Raw genomic sequence first — 19495 nt, forward strand, 5'->3', positions numbered from 1 at the left:
CTCGCATCCAACAGCACACCCCGTACTCCTTCCCTAGAGGCCGTTTGGGCTAAGCTTACAACTGCCTAAATCATCAGCCTTGTATTCAAAATAGCTTGTCTGTATTATGTTAGTAATTAATTACTAACAAGGTAGTATTGATATGTGTAGATTATGCTGGGGCATTAGTTTTCTCTTAGTTATTTCACTATTCGCAGGTATTTATAAATTTGGTATTCAAGGAAGCACCGCACCAAGCACTGATGGGCGCAATGCTTTGTTACTACCACCCGAAGAGAGGGATTTAGTATTAGCTGAAATGCGTGGTTTCCTCACCAGCGTCCAACAAATCACTGAGGGTATTTCAGCCAAAGACATGAAATTAGTGGCCGAAGCAGCTAGCAAAGTTGGAGCTTCAACCGCACAAGAGGTACCGGCATCCTTGATGGGAAAACTCCCCCTAGACTTTAAAAAACTAGGGCTAGACACTCATGAAAAATTTGATGTTCTAGCCTTAGATGCCAAACAAGTGGGTGATCCCAATCACTCTTTGCAACAACTGAGTAAGTTGATGAATAATTGCCTCGCTTGTCATCAAATTTATCGAATTGATCCTATCTCTACTACTCAGTAAATAAACTCATGAGCCACTCTAGATTACCAACACGCCAATCCGCAGAAATTCGCCAAGCCGAAATGGTGCAAGCTGTTTTGCATCTAGCAGCACGGCAAGAGCCTGCTAGCATCACCACTACTGAGATAGCTAAAGTAGTCGGTTTGAGCCAAGGTGCAGTATTTCGGCATTTTCCTAATAAACAGGCAATCTGGTTGAGCGTAGCGCAATGGCTGACTGCAAATTTATTGCCGCTAATACAAACGGCTGCACAGTCCTCACCTAACCCACTGACGAGTTTGGCGAATATCTACTGTACTCATCTGCAATTTGTGCAGGAAAATCCTGGCGTACCCCGTTTCATTTTCCATGAATTGCAACAACCCAATGACTCGCCCATCAAACAGGAAGTGGCGAGTATGTTGCAAACCTATAGTGGTATTCTGATCGGTGTACTGCAGCAAGCCAAAGCAAGCCAACAAGCACTACCCAACTTGGATGAACGCAGCGCAGCTACCTTATTTATTGGCTCCATTCAGGGCCTAGTAATGCAAGCCATGCTGCAAGGTTCGACGGCTACCCTAGAACCGATGAGCTTAGGCGTTTGGGACTTATATTTAAGTGCTATTCGCCAGCATGCCTAAAAAACTGATCTAAATTTCACTCGCAAAATTTGCAAGTCTCGATTTCCTCAATGAGAAATTTCATTGCATCAAAGATTTTCTAGGGCTGCAATCGCCACCTCCATTCCACCCCCTGCGACATAAAAACTGATTAACTCAGGATAACGGGTAAATCAATCTAAAGTCGCTTCGTGGGTAGCGGAAATGAGTACAAAAACCCAACTCCCGCATTTCATGCCCTAAAAAGCGATGGCTACCCACAAACAGCGCACTTTGCCAATTTCGAGCTGTTAGTTTTTTGGAGGCGCTTCAACATCCGAGAAGACCAGTACTTGATCAGGCAGACGTTGCCCCTGAACTTTGATCGCTAAGACTGCTGCATTCAGTTCAGTGAGTTCAGCCTCAGTAAAGCGCAGGGCATTCGCTCCGATATTCTCAAGCAAATGCGCCATTTGGGTCGTACCTGGAATAGGCACAATCCAAGGCTGTTGCGCCAATAGCCAAGCTAAGGCTATTTGGCTGGCAGTTGCTTGTTTGCGTTGCGCCCATAAGTTCAACAGCTCCATCAGCGCGAGGTTATGCGGCAGATTTTCAGGTGAAAACCGTGACTCCACGCCACGAATGTCACCGGGAGCAAATTGCGTTTTTGCATCAATAGCTCCTGTCAAAAACCCTACCCCTAAGGGACTCCACGGCACAAAACCAATCCCTAACTCTTGACACAGAGCAAGCACCTGTTTTTCTGGTCCACGCCATAACATTGAATATTCATTCTGCACAGCACTCACCGGCAAGAGAGCATGAGCACGCCGCAGAGTATTCGGCCCCATCTCGGATAGCCCCCAATGCAACACCTTACCTTGTCCCATCAAGTCTTTGACCACGCCAGCAACATCCTCAATCGGTACTTGAGGATCAACCCGATGTTGATACAAAAGATCAATACGATCCGTTCGCAAACGTTTGAGCATGCCTTCCACCGCCAATTGAATATGCTCAGGGCGACTATTGAGTCCGGGGCGACGCTCTCCTGTTTCAAGGTCAATATTCCAGCCAAACTTTGAAGCAATCACCACTTGGTCTCGAAATGGGGTAATACCCTCACCTAGAATCCGTTCGACCTCATGGGGACCATAAGCCTCCGCTGCATCATAAAAAGTAACCCCCTGATCAAAAGCTGTCCGAATGATATTCAGCATCTCAGTGCGGGTCGGAATCGTCGTTTGATAGGTACGGCTCATATTTTGCACGCCAAGACCGATGCTGGAGACTTCTAACTTACCCAACTGACGGCGCTGATTAGACAGTGCGGATGGTGGCGGTGGATTGACACCTGTCGCGCCCTGATCCTGTGCTTGGACTTTACTTGGCGGTAATAAGGAAGCGGCGGCCAATGCGATCCCCGCACCAAGTATTTGACGGCGATTGACCAGAGCCAAACTAGGCTCTCCCGTTTGATCTTTTGATGTATGCTTCACAAAATCTACCTCTATCCTGCTGTTTAAAATCGGCCTTACTCAAAATTAGGCTTTGTTTCCTATTCAAGCTATCGCCAGACTTTAAGCGAAACATTCGCAACTGAATAGCGAGTAATCGCTTGATGGATTATCATCAATTACTTGCTAATCTAATGGTGAATTATGGCTATCAACGAATTACGCACGCTGTCTATTTTTATCAAAACGGCCGAATTAGGTAGTTTGCGCAAAGCAGCCCTCGCACTTAACTTAAGTCCACAAGCTGCTAGCCAAGCTTTAGCTCAGCTTGAGCGCCATTTGGATGTACGACTATTCCATCGGACTACTCGGGTGATGGCATTGACCGATGAAGGTCAACGATTATTAGAGGAAGCTCAACCCGCCTTAGTCCAGCTAGAGCGGGCTATGCAAGCCACCCAACAAACCAAGCATCAGATGTCAGGGCCTTTGCATATTGTCGGGCCACGCACCACGTTTGTACCGATTCTATGGCGCTTATTGGACGAATTTTGTAGCCAATACCCCCAGATCCAACCTGATGTGCAATTGGAAGATGAGGTCGGTAATTGGGTTGAGGATCGCGTGGATGTGGGTTTCCGTTTAGGTCCTTCGCCCGAAGAAGGGGTGATTGCTCGACCGCTATTTCCAGCTCAACTGATTCTATGTGCGGCCCCTACCTATTTGGCTCGCTATGGTAGCCCCCAAACGCTGGCCAGCTTAGCCAAACATCGTTGCAGTGCTTTTCGGAATCATGGTACAGGCAAAGTTTTTCCGTGGTTTTTTAAAGTTGATGCAGGCATTATTTCGTACCCGATCCAAGCTGCCTTTTATAGCAATGACGAAAATCTAGAATTGCAAGCAATCCTAGCGGGTCAATGCCTTGGGCAATTGTCGGGAGCAACTGCAGCGCCCTATCTACGTTCAGGCGCTTTACTCCCATTAATGATTAAACAGATGCCCGACATCGCTAGCTATTTTGTATATTACGGCAGTCGCCGCTCACAACCCGAGCGGGTACGTGCCTTCATTGAATTAACCCTAGGCCGCTTACTCAACAACACTGATTATGTTCTAAGCATGCAAGAGCTGTTGGAAGGTGAACAACGAGCACAACAGCTTGCTTAAGGTAGTTGTAGCTGATGCACTTCACTTGAGAATCATTCAAAAAGGTTCGACTCGCGGCATTTACTCGGTGCACAAACCCCACATACTGCTGTGCCTTGGTTTTGGTCAGATCAATATGAATTAGGTTTGCAAGTCGCAGGTTTGACCTCAGCTGATCGTCAGCGGGTAGTACGCCGTTTGGGGGAAACTTCGTTTATTGAATTTGAATTCGACACTAACGGCAAAAACGGCAAATTAGTGGCCGCAGCGGGTATTGGCCTTGCAACCGCTGTAGCAAAAGATATTCGCAGTGCGGAGATCTTGATGGGCTAAGGGGCAGTGATTGAACCCAGTTTATTGGCGGATGCCACGATGAATTTAAAAAAGCTCAGAACTTAACATCACACACAGCTCTTAAATTAAACTGAGGTCTTGCTTGCTTTAGAGCGCAAAGCACTTAACGGATCAATACCTTGTGTTAAATTCTCGGCCGAGATAGCTGCAAAAAATAGCTTAAATAATTCTGCTTGTGACGAAATATTCAGTTTAGTGTAAATATTACGTCGATGTACGCGCTCAGTGGTTGGAGAAATAGCTAAGACCTTAGCGCAAGATTTAGAGGAATGGCCTTGCAACATCATTTGCACGACATGTTGCTCGCGCTCTGTCAGCAGTGACTGTCCAAATAACTTTACCCCATCATCTAACCAAACTTTGAGTCGGGTCGAGGTAGGCAGTGTCACTAAAGAGGCATGGCGTTGGATCGCCCGAACAATAATAGGATACACAGCATTCAGTTCAGTTTTTTCAAGCTCTGAAAATAAAGGTAAGGCCTCGGAACGCCCTAAAGAAAATAAAATAGCCGTTTGAGCTGACAGAGGAATTAAATAACTCATTTCATCATTTAAGCCAGAGCGCCCGTAATAATCGCGATAATATACGCTGTCAAAAAAACCTTTGGGTACTATATCAGCAAGCCGCCCTAAATAATCTTGCAAAGGATCAGCGATCCAACGCAAATAAAAAGGGCTTAATAAATAAGCACCTGCAAAATAATGCGCTTGCATCGCACTGCGGTCGCGCTCCGTCATTCTATCTAATAATAGTTTCGGACTAGCACCGCGTTGATATAACAGCACTACTGAGCTATCAGCAGGAACTTGCTGATAAATAAAACTCACAAGTGACAGATAGAACTCATCCTGCCCTAAGCTGGTAAATAAGGCGGCTATCGTTTGGTTAAATTGATTAATGGCCAATGTTTGCATAAATCATCCAAAAACTTGAGCGAGGCTCAAACGGTAAGTTTATAGCAACAAAAATCGCTAATCCCGAAGCGCTATCGCCCACATTAAAGTGCTACTACAAATGTGGTACAGCTCTCAGGTCAATCAGTTGTTAATCTTAACCTCATCCATCAATGTTTGCTTAACCTTCGTGGATGTGTAGCAACACTTTATTGTTATCAGTTAGAAGAGGAGAGCTAATGATACCGTTTGCAATTGCAGGCATTCAGATGCAGTTGTCTGCTACCACCTCCAATTTAGATAAAATGTACGCTAAATTAGCGAGCCTTATGGCACGCTTTCCTTGGGTACAAATGGTGGTATTCAGTGAATTAGCCACCTTTGGTCCTTATCCAAGCCATGCACAACCCCTGCCAGGACCTGCCGAACACAACTTTCAACGCTGGGCTGAGCAATTTAAAATTTGGCTGATTCCGGGGTCTTTGTTTGAAGCAGCTGAAGGCAAGATCTACAACACTACACCGATTATTAATCCACAAGGCGAAGTGATCGAACGTTATCGCAAGCAATTCCCGTTTTTGCCCTTTGAGCGTGGCATCACTGCGGGTGATCGCTTTGTGGTGTTTGATGTGCCTGCGGTTGGGCGCTTTGGGGTTTCGATTTGTTATGATATGTGGTTTCCCGAAACCACTCGCTCACTCGCAGCTTTAGGCGCTGAAGTGATTATTCACCCCACCTTTACCGACACAATTGACCGCAATGCTGAACTGACGATTGCGCGTGCTTCTGCGATTACTAATCAATGCTTTTTCTTTGATGTGAATGGCTTAGGGGATTGTGGCAATGGTTTATCTTGTGTCATTGATTCTGCTGGGCGGGTACTGCATCAAGCAGGTACACTCGAAGAAGTCTTCCCCCTTGAAATTAATCTAGAGCAAGTACGCCACGAACGCCAAAACGGGATTATGGGTTTAGGTCAAGTATTAAAGAGTTTTCGTGATCGTGCCGTTGACTTCACTGTATATGACCGACAGGTCAAGCAAGCCTATCTGGATAGTTTAGGCCCTATGCAACTACGCCGCCGACCGTAACGCTAACACTTAAGTTTATTGATGTGAAATTGAAGAGGCTGGCTATGAGCTAGCCTAGCTCTCTATTGCCTTAAAGTTCTTATCGCCTGTTTTAGGAACACCGCTATGACGACCACTACACTACGCAATATCTCGGAAATACGCCGTTATTTCCATCGCAATGAAACCCCGATTTATTTTATTAGCGCGACCAATTTCAACCTACTGGGAATTAATGAGTGGGTACGTAATTTTTACTACATCAACTACATTGACTGCTTTGATGGACGCCACCCCGCTGTCTTAGTCCCGAGCGAAACACCGCACCGCGAATTTGAAAGTATTGAAGACATTAATAATTATCTGCTGCAACATAAAGAAGTTATTGATTCCTTAAATAAGCGCGGCGGTGATGCTAAAGCCGTGTTTTTAATGTTTGATGAAGAAACCGAGCAGCTCTGCCAAGAGTTAGGCTTAGAAGTCTGGTTTCCTAAAGCAGCCTTACGTCAGCGCGTGGACAATAAGATCGAAACCGTGCGGATTGGTAATCGAGCGGGCGTACCAAGCATTCCTAATACCTTGGCTGAAGTAACGAGCTATGCCCAATTATGTGAGCTAGCCGATCATGCTGGCTTAGGTGGTGATCTCGTCTTACAAACTGCCTATGGTGATTCTGGTCATACCACCTTTTTTATTGCCAATGAGCAAGACTTTAACCGTTATGCAGATCAGATCATTGGTGAAGGCGAAGTCAAAATCATGAAGCGCCTCAAGGTACGCGGCTCGGCGATTGAAGCCTGTACCACTAAAAATGGCACGATTGTCGGCCCGTTAATGACTGAACTAGTCGGTTTTAAAGAGCTAACTCCTTATAAAGGTGGTTGGTGTGGCAATGAAATTTTTGCCAATGCCTTTACTCAAGCGATTCGTGATCAAGCACGTGATTATACCTTCAAATTCGGGGAAGCCTTACGTGAAGAAGGCTATCGCGGTTACTTTGAATTGGACTTTTTGATTGATCAGGACTCGGGGCAACTGTATTTAGGCGAGCTTAATCCACGGGTGACGGGGGCTAGCTCTATGACCAATCATGCTGCCTTTGCTCATGCGGATGCACCCTTGTTTTTATTCCATTTGCTGGAAATGAGCGATATTCCGTTTGAATTGGATATTGCTGAAATGAATGAGCGCTGGGCGCATCCAGACAATGTGGATAGCTGGAGTCAGCTCGTTATGAAGCATACCGCTGATAGTGTGGGCTATATTACCCACGCCCCCGAATCTGGCATTTGGCATATGGATGAGCACGGTCAAGTCAGCTATGCCCATTTTGACTATCATCGGCGTGCAGTCGAAACCGAACAGGAAGCGTTTTATTTACGGATTAGTGGAGTAGGCGATTATCACTATGAAGGCGCAGATCTGGGGATTTTAATCACTCGTGGCCGCCTGATGGATGATAACTTTGAGCTTAATGAACGCGCTAGAGCATGGATCAAAGGTATCCAGCAATACTATCAAGCGATCCCCATTGAAACGGCTCCCGCGCAACCCGCTTATAATCTCGATGCGGGCGCATTTAAGATTCTCTAAAGGTTGGCAAGGGCATGAAATTACAATACGGTTTTCATGCCATGCACGAGGCATGGCCCGACACGCAATGGCAAGCACTGTTTAATCGTGCTTGGCCTGCGTATCAGCGTTGGTTTTTAAAGAAGGGTATCGGTCAACAGCCGACCTATTTACAAAGCTTGCGCCAATTACGTGCCTATATGCCTGAATTACTGCCGATTTATGAACGCTTATGTGAATTAGCGGGCGGGGGGGATACGGCCGCACGCTTTTTAAGTATGTACTGTCCGCCCCCTTATTATGTCAGTTGCTCACAAGCGGTTTGGACTAAAACCACTCCGTTCTTAATTCGTAACTATGACTATCACCCTGCCCTATTAGAAGGCACCGTGATGCACAGCTCATGGCTCGGTAAACCAGTCATAGCCAGTGGCGATTGCTTGTGGGGGGTACTCGATGGCATGAACAGTGCGGGGCTAGTAGTGTCTTTGGCCTTTGGTGGACGCAAATTGGTAGGTATCGGCTTTGGTATTCCACTAATTTTACGTTATATCCTAGAGACTTGTCGGGATCTAGCGGATGCAGTGGCTGTGTTGCGTCATATCCCTAGTCATATGGCTTATAACATCACCCTATTGGATCGCCTAGGAGAGGCTTGCACGGTATTAGTCGCTCCAGACCGGCAAGTACAAGTTAATCCCTTAGCCATTGCTACCAACCATCAACAATTGGTGGAATGGCCTCAACATGCGCTAGCAACGGCGACCCTAGAGCGCGAAAGCTTTTTAATCCAAAGCCTAGCAAACGCTGAACAAACGGCTGAAGAGTTTATTCACAGCTTTTTACAGCCCCCCTTGTATAGCACCCAATATGCACGCGGCTTTGGCACGCTGTATACCGCCCTTTACCGCCCTGACCTAGGCAGTATGACCTTACTTTGGCCGCATCGAACGTGGCAACAATCTTTAGAGGCAGCTAATCCTGCCCCAGAAGGATGAAGCATCCTTGTATAAACACCCAAGACATAACACCTAACCCCAATCAGTATCAGACTTAGATGAAGCCTAGGAGGAATAGCAATGAGTAATACCCTCTCTTCCATGATGCGCAAAAAGCCCATCCAACCCGAGCGAACCCAATTAGAACCGACCATAGGGCTATTTCAACTCACCATGCTAGGGGTCGGCGCGACCATCGGTACGGGGATTTTTGTAGTCTTAAATGATGTCGTTCCTCAAGCAGGTCCTGCGGTTATTTTTGCTTTTATCCTAGCCGCCATTACAGCTGCATTGACGGCCTTATCTTATGCTGAAATGGCCTCTTGTATTCCCGCTTCTGGCTCTTCTTATTCCTATGCTTATGCAACTTTAGGCGAGTATCTGGCTTATTTAGTGGCTTGGTGTTTGTTATTAGAATATGGCGTATCTGCCGCAGCGATTGCGGTGGGTAGTGGCGAGTATTTAAATAAATTCCTTGAGATTACCCTAGGTTTTAAATTCCCAGATAGCCTCAGTAATGTTCCTGCTGCCGGTGGCGTGGTGAATCTACCCTCTATGGTGATCGTCGCTTTATGTTGTGTGTTATTACTGCGTGGCTCTAAAGAGTCCACCGTGGTGAATACCATTATGGTGGTGGTTAAACTATTTATTTTATGTATGTTTATTGGTATCGCTATCACTGCCTTTAATAGTGACAATATGCAACCTTTTGCCCCACACGGCTATACCGGAGTGTGGCTCGCTACGGCTACTGTATTCTTCTCTTTTATCGGGATTGATGCGATTTCTACCGCTGGCGAGGAGGTAAAAAACCCTAAGCGTAATCTGCCACTCGCTATTATTTTGGCGCTGTGTATTGTGACGGGTTTTTATATTTTGATCAGTCTCACCGCGATTGGTGCTCAACCTGCCGCTGAATTTGAGGGGCAAAAAGCAGGGCTTGCTCAGATTCTACAAAATGTGACGGGTGCGACTTGGCCTGCCACTATTTTTGCTTTGGGTGCCGTGATTTCTACTTTTAGTGTTATCTTAATCGTACTCTATGGCCAAACTCGGATTCTATATGCTATGGGGCGTGATGGGATGATTCCTAGCTTTTTTGAGCGCATTAGCCCCATTAAAAATGCCCCAACTAATAATATTTTATTAGTCTGTATTATCGTTATGCTAGCAGCTGGCTTTACCCCCGCCGATGTATTATTTGACTTAACCAGCATTGGAACCTTGGTCGCATTTTCTGCGGTTTCAATCGGGGTGATTATTTTGCGTAATACCCACCCAGAATTACCTCGTAGTTTTAAAGTACCATTTTATCCGGCTACCCCTCTGCTAGCGATAGGCTTTTGTGTCTACGTCTTATCTGGTTTGCCGCCTGTGACCTTCTTCTATTTTGCTATTTGGATTGGAATCGCCACAACGACCTATTTTGTCTTTAGTATTCGCCATTCACGTTTGAATCCAGTGAATATGCCAGAGGTGGTTCGCTATCCAGTTGAGAAACATTAAGGTATTAATTATTCATTTAAACTCAGCTCCTAGCTCAAGGCGTACTGGAGCTGAGATTGACTAAGGAGAATGTTGTGGCTAATTCATTTAACCAACCCCTCAGTGGTAATGAGATGATTCGCTCCGGCGGTCTTGCCAGCATGATGCGTTTGCCGACCAGCACTCGCTATGCTGGGATTGATGTCGGCTTTATCGGTGTACCCTTTGATATTGGTACCTCCAATCGCACCGGAGCACGATTTGGCCCACGCGCTATTCGTGCTGAATCGAGCTTACTGCGCCCGTATAATATGTCGACCGGAGCTGCACCCTTTGATTCTTTGCAGGTTGCTGATTTAGGCGATTGCGCGATTAATACCTACAATCTTTTAGACTCGATTCGTCTGATTGAGGAGTTCTATGACAAGGTATTTGCCGCTGGTGTCAAACCGATTAGCTTAGGCGGGGATCATACCATTGTGCTACCTATCCTCCGCGCTTTACATCGCAAGCTTAAACAGCCAGTGGCTATCGTGCATGTCGATGCACATGCCGATGTGAATGATACTATGTACGGGGAAAAAATCGCCCACGGCACCCCCTTCCGCCGTGCCATTGAAGAAGGACTGATTGATACCCATAAAATGGTGCAAATTGGTTTACGTGGCACAGGTTATTCAGCGGAGGATTTCGATTGGTGTCGCCAACAAGGTATTCGTGTCGTCCAAGCCGAAGAATGTTGGTATCAATCACTCGCGCCTTTAATGCAGGAAGTTCGCGCCCGTATTGGCGATACCCCGACTTATATTTCATTTGATATTGATGGCCTAGACCCCAGTTTTGCCCCCGGTACTGGCACACCGGAGGTCGGTGGTTTAACTATCACCCAAGGCTTAGAAATTATTCGCGGTTGTCGTGGCCTTAATCTAGTCGGTGGCGATGTCGTTGAAGTCTCGCCTGCGTATGACACTACGGGTAATACCGCCTTAGTCGGTGCGAATATGGCCTATGAAATACTCTGCGTCATGCCGGGGGTTCGTTATGCCTAATACTGTCTTTAAAACCTGTGGCGAGTATTTGGTTGAACTCCTAGCAGCCTATGGCGTGGATACTGTGTTTGGTATTCCGGGAGTGCATACCGTAGAGCTGTATCGCGGTTTACCCAATACCAAAATTACTCATATTACCCCCCGCCATGAACAAGGGGCGGGCTTTATGGCCGATGGTTATGCGCGTACCACAGGGAAAATTGCCGCCTGCTTTATTATCACGGGTCCCGGCATGACCAATATTGCGACTGCAATGGGGCAAGCTTATGCGGATTCTATCCCTATGCTGGTGATTTCTGCGGTCAATGGTCGCCATGAGTTAGCTTTAGGATCTGGACGTCTGCACGAATTACCTTCGCAACGTAATTTATTAGCCGGAGTCAGTGCCTTTAGCCATACCCTCTTGCGCCCTGATGAATTGAATGAAGTGATGGCGCGAGCTTTTGCCATTTTCAATTCTGCCCGCCCACGTCCGGTACATATTGAATTACCGCTAGATGTGATTACTGCCTCCGCTGCCCATTTAAAGTTACCGATAGTGGCTAAAAGTTCCCGCCCTGCCCCTAGCCCTGACTCTATTCAACAGGCCGCTCAATTATTAGCGCAAGCGCAAACCCCCTTATTGATCTTTGGAGGAGGTGCAGCCGATGCCGCGCAATCTGCACAAGCATTAACTGAGCGCTTAGGTGCTTTAACCGTTACCACTATTAATGGCAAAGGTATTTTACCTCCTGCCCATCCTTTATCACTCGGTAGCACCTTACCCCAACGCCCAATATTAGATTTATTGCGTGCTGCGGATGTCGTGTTAGCAGTAGGCACAGAACTCGGTGAAACGGATACCTTACTCTTTGATAGCAAACCGGAGCTTACAGGTAAGCTGATTCGTATTGATCTTGATCCTGAGCAACTGTATCGCAATGCCGCCCCCACACTAGCTATTACCGCTGATGCTAAATTAGCCTTAGAAGCGTTAAATACAGCCCTAGTCGATCATCAGCCACTGACTCACACCGTGGCACAAGCGCAAAATTTACGTCAGCAATTGCAAGGCTTATTAAGCTCCACTCAACAAGCCCATCAGCGCGTGATCGCTCATATGCGTGCAGTCTACCCTGAAACGATGATAGTCGGAGATCAGAATCAACCCGTTTATACGGGCAATCTCACCGATGAACCCGACACTACCCATGCATGGTTTAACTCCAGTACCGGCTACGGCACTTTAGGTTATGCCCTGCCAGCGGCGATTGGTGCCAAAATTGCGCAGCCTAAACGTGCTGTGATCAGTCTGATTGGTGATGGGGGCTTGCAGTTTACTTTACCCGAGCTCGCTACGGCAGTGGAACAAGGGCTAGCTTTGCCGATTGTGGTCTGGAATAACCAATGCTATGGCGAAATTAAACGCTATATGCAGGATCGTGACATTCCGACCATTGGTGTAGATATTTATACCCCAGACTTACTCACCATTGCGCGGGGTTATGGTTGTTATGCCATTCGAGCGGAGAGTTTAAGTGACTTACAAGTGCAATTAGAGCTTGCCTATCAAGCTGCTAAGCCCACGCTGATTGAAATTAACGAAGCGCAAGCGCTGCACTGGTAGGAGAGAAAAAACATGCATAATCCACTCCTAGAGCGCTCTTTAAGTTTATACAGCAAAGGTGAGTTTATCGCTGGGGAAGGCGAAGAAATTGTCGTCTATGATCCTTCGACTACCCAAGCTATTACCACACTTAAAGCCGCAAGCACCCCACAAGTTGAGCAAGCCATAGAAGCTGCCAATGCTGCCTTTCCCGCATGGCGGGAATTAGGCGGTCATCAACGCGCTGAATATTTACGTCAGATTGCTCAAGGCTTAGAACAACGACGTGAATACTTGATAGATGTCCAAATGCGCAATAATGGCAAACCGCGTTTTGAAGCGGATATTGATGTTTCAGACGCGATTGCGACCTTTAACTATTATGCCGAACAAGCCGAGCAACTAGAGGCTAAACAAAACAAACCAGTTGATCTACCAGATCCTAGTTACCAAGGTCAAACCCGCCTTGAACCCGTGGGTGCAGTAGGCATGATAGTGCCGTGGAATTTCCCACTGGTAACGAGTGCTTGGAAAATTGCTCCAGCCCTAGCCGCAGGTTGCACTATTGTTTTAAAAACCTCCGAATACACGCCTTTGGCCGAACTGGTTTATGCCGATATTGCTCAAGCTATTGGCTTACCGAGTGGCGTACTTAATATTCTAACGGGTGCGGCCACCACAGGCATCGCTATTACCCAAAGCAAGAAACTGGCGAAATTATCCTTTACAGGTAGCAATCTAATTGGTTCGCGGGTCATGCAAACTGCTGCCCAACGCTGCCAACCAGTCTCGCTAGAGCTAGGCGGTAAATCAGCCATTGTCGTCTTTAAAGATGCGCCCATTGAGCCAGCAGTTGAGCAAATTATTGCGGGTATTTTCTTTAATTGCGGGCAAATGTGTTCGGCTACTTCACGCCTTTTAGTAGAACGTAGTTGTGCTGAAACACTGATGCCCGCTCTGGTAGAACGCACTCGCAATATCAAACTCGGCTCACCCTTTACTGAAGGGGTGGAAATGGGACCACTCAGCAATCTACCTCAATACCAAAAAGTCACAGGCTTGCTTAAGCAGGCGCAACAAGACGGTTTAGAGTGTCTGGCAGGGGGTGAAGTCGCAGCAAACCAAACCGGCTGGTTTGTCCCTCCCACTATCTACGATCATATTGACCGCAATCACCCGTTCTGGCGTGAAGAGATTTTTGGTCCGGTGTTAGTCGTCACCTACTTTGATACGGAAGCAGAAGCGATTGAACTGGCTAATGACTCCGATTATGGTCTAGTCGCTACGGTGATTAGTGCCGATTTAGAACAAGCGCAACGAGTCGCTAATCAAATCTGGGCAGGACATATTTGGATTAATTCGCCGCAAGTTATTTTCCCCCAAACCGCCTGGGGAGGATTTAAAGGCAGTGGTATTGGGCGTGAATTGGGGCCTTGGGGCTTATCCGCCTATCTCGGCGTTAAACATATTAGTGTCTATGATACGCAAGGATAAGTTATGAAAGTCATCGTTCTCGGAGCAGGCGTAGTCGGGGTCGCCACCGCTTATCATTTGGCACAGGCCGGTTGTGAGGTCGTGGTGATTGATCGCCAAGCGGCCGCCGCCTCGGAAACCAGTTATGGCAATGCTGGGTTAGTTACCCCCGGAGACTCATTTGCTTGGGCCTCACCGGCGGCACTGAAAACCTTTATGAGTTCGCTGTTTAATCCCGATTTGGGGATAAAAGTGAAACTACGCTGGGATCCGCGCCTTTTTGCTTGGACTTTACGCTTTTTAACCGAATGCACTCAGCAGAAATCGCAAAGCAATACGCTGAAAAAATTACGCCTTGCCGTCTATGCACGCGAGCAAATGCAGCAGATCGCCGAGCATACCCAGATTGATTTTAATCGTACTCAACAAGGGGTGCTGTACTTCTATCGCTCTGAGCAAACCCTAGCACACGGTGTGGAGCATATGCAGTTTATGGCAGATCAAGGTTTACCGATTAAGGTATTAGATCGCCAACAAATTGTGGCCTTAGATCCGGGCTTTACTGGGTCGGCGGATAAGATTGCCGGTGGCATTTTATGCACGATTGATCAAACCGGAGACTCCTGTCGCTTTAGTCGGGAATTAGCTGCATGGAGCGAAGCGAATCAAGGGGTGCAATTTAATTGGCAGACCACGATTCAAAGCTTTGAAACCCAAAACGATAAAGTCACCGCCGTGATAACCGATCAGGGGCGCTTTAGCGCTGATGCCTTCATTATGACTGCAGGCTGTGATAGCCCCTTATTACTCGAAACAATAGGTGTTAAATTGCCGCTGTATCCAGTCAAGGGTTATTCCATTACTGCCCCGATTCTGGATCCCGAACAAGCCCCGACGATCGGCGGAGTCGATGATGATCGTTTGATTGCGTATTCACGCTTAGGGGATCGCTTACGTGTGGCCTGTACGGCTGAATTTGCAGGTTATGATCGCAGCCATAAACCCTCTGATTTCCGCGCTTTACTCGCCACGATTCGGGAATTATTCCCACAGGGTGCAGATTATGACAAGGCTGAATATTGGGCAGGTTTACGCCCTATGATGCCCAGTTCTGTTCCCGTCTTAGGGCGCACACAACGCTTTAGTAATTTATTACTCAATACCGGACATGGACATGTGGGTTGGACGATGAGTTGTGGTAGCGGCAAAGTCGTCACTGATTTGTTGCTGCAACGCAAGCCCGAGATTGATACGAATGGCTTAATTTTCCAAGGATGAAGCATTATGTTAGGCCCACAAGTCATTGTTGATCTGGATATTATTGAAGCCAATGCGCGTGCAGTCACTCAAACTTGTGCTATGCAAGGGATTGAAGTGTTTGGTGTCACCAAAGGCACTTGCGGTATGCCTCAAGTGGCGCGGGCTATGTTGCGCGGTGGAGTCACAGGGATTGGTGAATCACGCTTTGAGAATATTCGTCGCCTCCGTGCTGCGGGTATTAATTGCCCGATGTTACTCCTACGTAGCCCGCCTCTAGCTTTAGCCGATGAGGTGGTGCGTTATGTCGATATTAGCCTGAACTCGGAACTCCCTATTATTCAAGCCTTGTCTGAAGCTGCTTTGCGCCGTGGCAAGGTGCATGAGGTGATTCTCATGGTGGATTTAGGTGATCTACGCGAGGGGATTTGGCCAGACGATCTCCGTCATATCGTTGCACAAGTATTGAAACTGCGCGGGGTGCGGATTGCAGGCTTGGGTACTAACCTACTTTGCCTATCTGCGGTCAAACCGACGCGCACGAATTTAGGCAAACTCTCTGAATATGCTCAACAAGTCGAACAAGCGTTTGGTATTAAGCTGCGCTATGTTTCGGGCGGTAATTCTGGCTCTTTACCTTTGTTGTTAGAAGAAGGCTTACCTGCGGGGATTAATCATTTACGTGTCGGGGAAGCGATTTTACAAGGTGGGCGCGATACCTTTTATGATGAACCGTGGGAGCTACTCAATCGCAATGCCTTCGTGCTGCAAGGTGAATTATTAGCAGTGAAACGCAAACCTTCCCTTCCGATTGGTGAAACCGCTGTCGATGCGTTTGGTAATACGCCAGTGTTTGTAGATCGTGGTGAGCGGTTACGGGGAATTTTGAATATTGGGCGCGAAGATGTTTCACCGGAACATTTAGTGCCTATAGATCCGCGTGTTGAACTGATTGGGGCTTCGAGTGATCATCTGATTCTTGATCTTGAGGCGGTGAATCCTCCCCCGCAAGTGGGTGCAACGGTGTCGTTTTATATGAGCTACCCGGCTCTGCTTGCGGCGATGACTTCAGAATATGTGCGGAAGACCCCAGTCTCGGCTCAAGGCAAGGATCAGGCCTCGCAAGAACGCCTGTTGGCACAACTGATTGAACCGGAGCTCGTTGAGGTTGTAGCTAGCCTCGACATTAGCGCTAACCTAGCGGCCTTACACTTTGATACTCCGGCTGATACTTATCATTGCGCCAGTTCGGAGCAAGCCAATGAGGCGGTGAGTACTGCTTTACAAACTAAAGCCTTTCCTCTGCTGATTAGTACCGATACCTTGCACACACTGGCAGCCTTACAAGCAGCCACTCAACACACTGAGAGTATCGGGTTGATTTGGCTGGCAGCAGAAGCGGCCTATGAACCCCTCCATGCGGTAAGCCCGCATAGCATGCTCTACCATGCCATGCAAAGTGAGCAGGCTGAAATAAGGCTCACCCCGCAATTAAGCCCGGAAAACCTAGTCATGGTTGGCCTCCGTAATACCACACCCGATGAAGCCGCAGCACTCAATCGCTCTGGTATTAAAGTGTTTACTATGTCGGATATTGATGTATTCGGTATGCATGAAGTGATTAATCGTGCAATTCGTATCGCTAGCAGCGGCACTCAAGCAGTATGGTTACACTATAGCCCCACTGCAACGGATATTCGTGGTGACCGTGGTGAGGGTGAAGGCGGCCTGACCTTCCGTGAAACCCATCAGGCGATGGAAAATATTGCCCAATCAACCCCCTTGCTCGGTATCAGTGTGAGTCATCTGCAAGCGGATGATAACCCGCAACGGGTGCGAACCGTGTTACATTTTATCTTATCCGCCTTAGGGCAACAGATTATTTAACTCTATTTACAACTAGGGAGCATCATAACGATGATCAAACGTTTACACAGTGGCGCTCGGATGAGCCAAATCGTGATTCACAATCAAGTAGTTCATTTAGCAGGTCAGGTCGATGAAACTGAGCAAGGCGGCCCTGCTGATGAGCAAACCCGTCATATTTTAAGTCAAATTGATGCCTTACTGGCTGAAGCGGGTACGAATAAATCTAAGCTACTCACCGCCACGATTTATCTAACGAATATGAAGGATTTTGGTCTGATGAATCAGGCGTGGGAGGCTTGGGTTGATTCGGCGAATCCACCTACTCGTGCAACAGTAGGCGGTGTTCAATTGGCAGGGGATGAGTTCACGGTAGAGATTGTGGTGTCTGCTGCTTTGTGATTTAGTCAAGCAGCCATCTACTTCCAGTTAGAATAAATAAAATTAAATTTACTCGACCTCTTGCGAAAGTAAAAGTAGTCGCCATGCACGACAGCATTCCAGCGCCTTTCCTGAGGGCTGCCTCGTGTTAGCCGATTTAGGGTAGGTCGGACTGGAACGACCTCAGTGTGACTAGACATTTATTAAATTTCGCAAGAGGTCTAATTAACCACAAACTCTCTTAATTCTTTTGGAGTTCAATTCTTTTGGAGTTCTTTAGTATTTCTATTTGCTCTTTGGTTATCATGAGTTTCTAACGTTTGAGTTCAGCTGCGCACTTTAGCGCGTCCGCTGGAGCGACATTTTCTCGCTTCGTCTTCTTCCGTTGAACATCATTCAAGAAGATGGCGATATGGGGTAGAGCAGTGTCCGTGAGCCGATTATAAAGAAACTTGTCCATGAAGACCTTGTCGATTCGGTCTTTGCTGGATGTTTTTACCAAGCCAATGATTTTCAGCTCGTTGTCTTTGCTTAGCAACAAATCATGCTGATAACTGGATTTGAAAAGCTCTGTTCCATCCACATCTTTTACCGGAACTTGCATCGTCCCTGATACGCAATCCACATTAAGCGAAACGATCAGCAATCGGATGAGCCGCTCAAATAAATCGCCATTCACTTTTCTGGCTTGATTCGCCCAGCAGGCAGCCCGTCTAATGCAGCACCAATAGACTGTTGAAGCGTGTAGATGGTGCGAGTTAGGTTTTCTCGCAAATCATCCGATGGTCGTTGACCATCTCGCAATTGTTCAAGCGTCATGCTGAACTGTTGTGCCGCTTGGGCGAAACCCTCAGTGTCGTACATCAGGCGAGAATTTAGCGGTCGCGTGATGTTGAAACTGCCCTCTTTCCGATACTGGAAAAATTGATAGTGACTTTCGTTCTGCGACACGATGCGCGCCTGCAATCCGGTATCAATGTATTCCAAATATCGGATGCAAAAATCAATATACTGCTCAACAGTGTGAAACCGTTCTTTGTCAGTGGCGTGACTCACCAAGTCGGAAAGACTCATCGGATGGATTCCCTTCGTTCTGCTGTTTTCCGATTACCTAAGTTCGCCTTGTTCTTGTAGTGCCAGATAAGCCAGCGGCAATGCTTGAAATATTTTGAGGCTGGATATTTTAAGTCAGCGAGAATTTCGGAGAATCCGCACACATACAAAGACCCAGTAGGCTTTAACACCCGTGAGACTTGCTTTATCCATTGGATAGACCAGTCAATGTATTTTTCTTGGCTATCAAAATTGTCCCAGCCAGCTTTTTTTATATTGTAGGGGGGATCAGCAAAAACAAGATCAACACTTGCATCATCGAGAGTTTCCAGCCAGTCAAACGAATTGCCTTGATACAAGCACCCATTCCGGTGCACATATTGCAGTTGAAAGCCTTCTGATACGGGCTTAAACGGCATATCTCCACTCGCCGAGTGCCTCAGCACATTTTTAGTTTCAACTAAGTCAAGTTGTTCCATTTTTCCGATACCGCTATAAGGTGATGCACATGATACCTAATGGTTTATTAGACGGCATTCTGGAATATCAGGATAGGAAGCCTGCGCTCAATCGGTCAACACACAGTGTGACTAGACACTCATTAACTTTCGCAAGCGGTCTACTGTAACTTACTATAATCCAGCCCCAGACTTAACTGAGGC

19 protein-coding genes are annotated in these 19495 nt (G+C 47.1%); 14 read left to right on the forward strand and 5 right to left on the reverse strand.

Features of this window, described 5'->3' with window-relative positions; genetic code table 11:
* Positions 1-142 precede the first annotated feature (142 nt).
* Both B5D50_RS17455 and B5D50_RS17460 read left to right on the forward strand, forming a co-directional pair.
* Positions 143-613: a hypothetical protein gene (locus B5D50_RS17455; protein WP_078923944.1), complete on the forward strand. Its 471-nt coding sequence runs from the start codon at positions 143-145 to the stop codon at positions 611-613.
* 8 nt (positions 614-621) lie between these two features.
* Positions 622-1236 (forward strand): TetR/AcrR family transcriptional regulator, encoded by a 615-nt coding sequence (locus B5D50_RS17460; protein WP_078923945.1) that lies wholly within the window; start codon positions 622-624, stop codon positions 1234-1236.
* Between the two features lie 269 nt (positions 1237-1505).
* On the opposite strand, the gene B5D50_RS17470 is transcribed toward B5D50_RS17460, so the two are convergent.
* Positions 1506-2693 (reverse strand): aldo/keto reductase, encoded by a 1188-nt coding sequence (locus B5D50_RS17470; RefSeq protein ID WP_078923946.1) that lies wholly within the window; start codon positions 2691-2693, stop codon positions 1506-1508.
* Between the two features lie 162 nt (positions 2694-2855).
* Between B5D50_RS17470 and B5D50_RS17475 the strand changes: the two genes are divergently transcribed.
* Together B5D50_RS17475 and B5D50_RS17480 are read left to right on the forward strand one after the other, a co-directional pair.
* Entirely contained in the window at positions 2856-3818 is a 963-nt protein-coding gene (locus B5D50_RS17475; protein WP_078923947.1) for a LysR family transcriptional regulator, read from the forward strand.
* Positions 3819-3908: 90 nt separating this feature from the next.
* Positions 3909-4130, forward strand: a complete 222-nt coding sequence (locus B5D50_RS17480; RefSeq protein WP_078923948.1) for an oxidoreductase C-terminal domain-containing protein — start codon at positions 3909-3911, stop codon at positions 4128-4130.
* 86 nt (positions 4131-4216) lie between these two features.
* Here the strand turns inward: B5D50_RS17480 and B5D50_RS17485 are convergent, their stop codons facing one another.
* Positions 4217-5065, reverse strand: a complete 849-nt coding sequence (locus tag B5D50_RS17485; RefSeq protein WP_078923949.1) for a helix-turn-helix transcriptional regulator — start codon at positions 5063-5065, stop codon at positions 4217-4219.
* Between the two features lie 218 nt (positions 5066-5283).
* Between B5D50_RS17485 and B5D50_RS17490 the strand changes: the two genes are divergently transcribed.
* The 10 genes from B5D50_RS17490 to B5D50_RS17535 all read left to right on the forward strand — a co-directional run bounded on the left by B5D50_RS17490 (position 5284) and on the right by B5D50_RS17535 (position 17801).
* On the forward strand, positions 5284-6135 hold the full coding sequence (locus B5D50_RS17490) for a carbon-nitrogen hydrolase family protein (protein WP_078923950.1): 852 nt from the start codon (positions 5284-5286) through the stop codon (positions 6133-6135).
* Positions 6136-6240: 105 nt separating this feature from the next.
* On the forward strand, positions 6241-7707 hold the full coding sequence (locus B5D50_RS17495; protein WP_078923951.1) for a biotin carboxylase: 1467 nt from the start codon (positions 6241-6243) through the stop codon (positions 7705-7707).
* A gap of 14 nt (positions 7708-7721) precedes the next feature.
* Complete coding sequence (locus B5D50_RS17500) at positions 7722-8684, forward strand: C45 family autoproteolytic acyltransferase/hydrolase (RefSeq protein WP_078923952.1); 963 nt, start codon at positions 7722-7724, stop codon at positions 8682-8684.
* An 81-nt stretch (positions 8685-8765) separates the two neighbouring features.
* Positions 8766-10190 carry an APC family permease gene (locus B5D50_RS17505; RefSeq protein WP_078923953.1) on the forward strand — a complete coding sequence of 475 codons (1425 nt, stop codon included), beginning with the start codon at positions 8766-8768 and terminating at the stop codon, positions 10188-10190.
* Between the two features lie 74 nt (positions 10191-10264).
* Positions 10265-11218 carry an agmatinase gene (speB, locus tag B5D50_RS17510; RefSeq protein ID WP_078923954.1) on the forward strand — a complete coding sequence of 318 codons (954 nt, stop codon included), beginning with the start codon at positions 10265-10267 and terminating at the stop codon, positions 11216-11218.
* A complete protein-coding gene (locus B5D50_RS17515; protein WP_078923955.1) occupies positions 11211-12824 on the forward strand; it encodes a 5-guanidino-2-oxopentanoate decarboxylase in 1614 nt (537 codons plus the stop codon). Before speB ends, B5D50_RS17515 begins: the two co-directional genes overlap by 8 nt.
* Before the next feature lie 12 nt (positions 12825-12836).
* Positions 12837-14297 carry an aldehyde dehydrogenase family protein gene (locus B5D50_RS17520; RefSeq protein ID WP_078923956.1) on the forward strand — a complete coding sequence of 487 codons (1461 nt, stop codon included), beginning with the start codon at positions 12837-12839 and terminating at the stop codon, positions 14295-14297.
* 3 nt (positions 14298-14300) lie between these two features.
* Positions 14301-15554, forward strand: coding sequence for a D-amino acid dehydrogenase (locus B5D50_RS17525; RefSeq protein WP_078923957.1), 1254 nt, complete (start codon positions 14301-14303; stop codon positions 15552-15554).
* Positions 15555-15560: 6 nt separating this feature from the next.
* Complete coding sequence (locus tag B5D50_RS17530; protein WP_078923958.1) at positions 15561-17420, forward strand: alanine racemase; 1860 nt, start codon at positions 15561-15563, stop codon at positions 17418-17420.
* Positions 17421-17450: 30 nt separating this feature from the next.
* Positions 17451-17801, forward strand: coding sequence for a RidA family protein (locus B5D50_RS17535; protein ID WP_078923959.1), 351 nt, complete (start codon positions 17451-17453; stop codon positions 17799-17801).
* A gap of 292 nt (positions 17802-18093) precedes the next feature.
* Here B5D50_RS17535 and B5D50_RS17540 read toward each other — a convergent pair whose 3' ends face one another.
* The 3 genes from B5D50_RS17540 to B5D50_RS17550 are packed head-to-tail and all read right to left on the reverse strand — an operon-like array spanning position 18094 to position 19312.
* Entirely contained in the window at positions 18094-18459 is a 366-nt protein-coding gene (locus tag B5D50_RS17540) for a hypothetical protein (protein ID WP_078923960.1), read from the reverse strand.
* Positions 18456-18854: a hypothetical protein gene (locus B5D50_RS17545; RefSeq protein WP_078923961.1), complete on the reverse strand. Its 399-nt coding sequence runs from the start codon at positions 18852-18854 to the stop codon at positions 18456-18458. The genes B5D50_RS17540 and B5D50_RS17545 overlap by 4 nt, the downstream gene beginning before the upstream one ends.
* Positions 18851-19312, reverse strand: coding sequence for a DNA methyltransferase (locus B5D50_RS17550; RefSeq protein ID WP_200807133.1), 462 nt, complete (start codon positions 19310-19312; stop codon positions 18851-18853). The genes B5D50_RS17545 and B5D50_RS17550 overlap by 4 nt, the downstream gene beginning before the upstream one ends.
* Positions 19313-19495 lie beyond the last annotated feature (183 nt).

Source organism: Thiothrix eikelboomii, from assembly GCF_900167255.1.
Classification (GTDB): Bacteria; Pseudomonadota; Gammaproteobacteria; order Thiotrichales; family Thiotrichaceae; genus Thiolinea; species Thiolinea eikelboomii.

Coding starts and splice junctions, on each gene's coding strand:
- B5D50_RS17455 (WP_078923944.1), top strand. CDS start 143: ATGTGTAGATTATGCTGGGGCATTAGTTTTCTCTTAGTTATTTCACTA.
- B5D50_RS17460 (WP_078923945.1), top strand. CDS start 622: ATGAGCCACTCTAGATTACCAACACGCCAATCCGCAGAAATTCGCCAA.
- B5D50_RS17475 (WP_078923947.1), top strand. CDS start 2,856: ATGGCTATCAACGAATTACGCACGCTGTCTATTTTTATCAAAACGGCC.
- B5D50_RS17485 (WP_078923949.1), bottom strand. CDS start 5,065: ATGCAAACATTGGCCATTAATCAATTTAACCAAACGATAGCCGCCTTA.
- B5D50_RS17490 (WP_078923950.1), top strand. CDS start 5,284: ATGATACCGTTTGCAATTGCAGGCATTCAGATGCAGTTGTCTGCTACC.
- B5D50_RS17495 (WP_078923951.1), top strand. CDS start 6,241: ATGACGACCACTACACTACGCAATATCTCGGAAATACGCCGTTATTTC.
- B5D50_RS17500 (WP_078923952.1), top strand. CDS start 7,722: ATGAAATTACAATACGGTTTTCATGCCATGCACGAGGCATGGCCCGAC.
- B5D50_RS17505 (WP_078923953.1), top strand. CDS start 8,766: ATGAGTAATACCCTCTCTTCCATGATGCGCAAAAAGCCCATCCAACCC.
- B5D50_RS17515 (WP_078923955.1), top strand. CDS start 11,211: ATGCCTAATACTGTCTTTAAAACCTGTGGCGAGTATTTGGTTGAACTC.
- B5D50_RS17520 (WP_078923956.1), top strand. CDS start 12,837: ATGCATAATCCACTCCTAGAGCGCTCTTTAAGTTTATACAGCAAAGGT.
- B5D50_RS17525 (WP_078923957.1), top strand. CDS start 14,301: ATGAAAGTCATCGTTCTCGGAGCAGGCGTAGTCGGGGTCGCCACCGCT.
- B5D50_RS17530 (WP_078923958.1), top strand. CDS start 15,561: ATGTTAGGCCCACAAGTCATTGTTGATCTGGATATTATTGAAGCCAAT.
- B5D50_RS17535 (WP_078923959.1), top strand. CDS start 17,451: ATGATCAAACGTTTACACAGTGGCGCTCGGATGAGCCAAATCGTGATT.
- B5D50_RS17545 (WP_078923961.1), bottom strand. CDS start 18,854: ATGAGTCTTTCCGACTTGGTGAGTCACGCCACTGACAAAGAACGGTTT.
- B5D50_RS17550 (WP_200807133.1), bottom strand. CDS start 19,312: ATGGAACAACTTGACTTAGTTGAAACTAAAAATGTGCTGAGGCACTCG.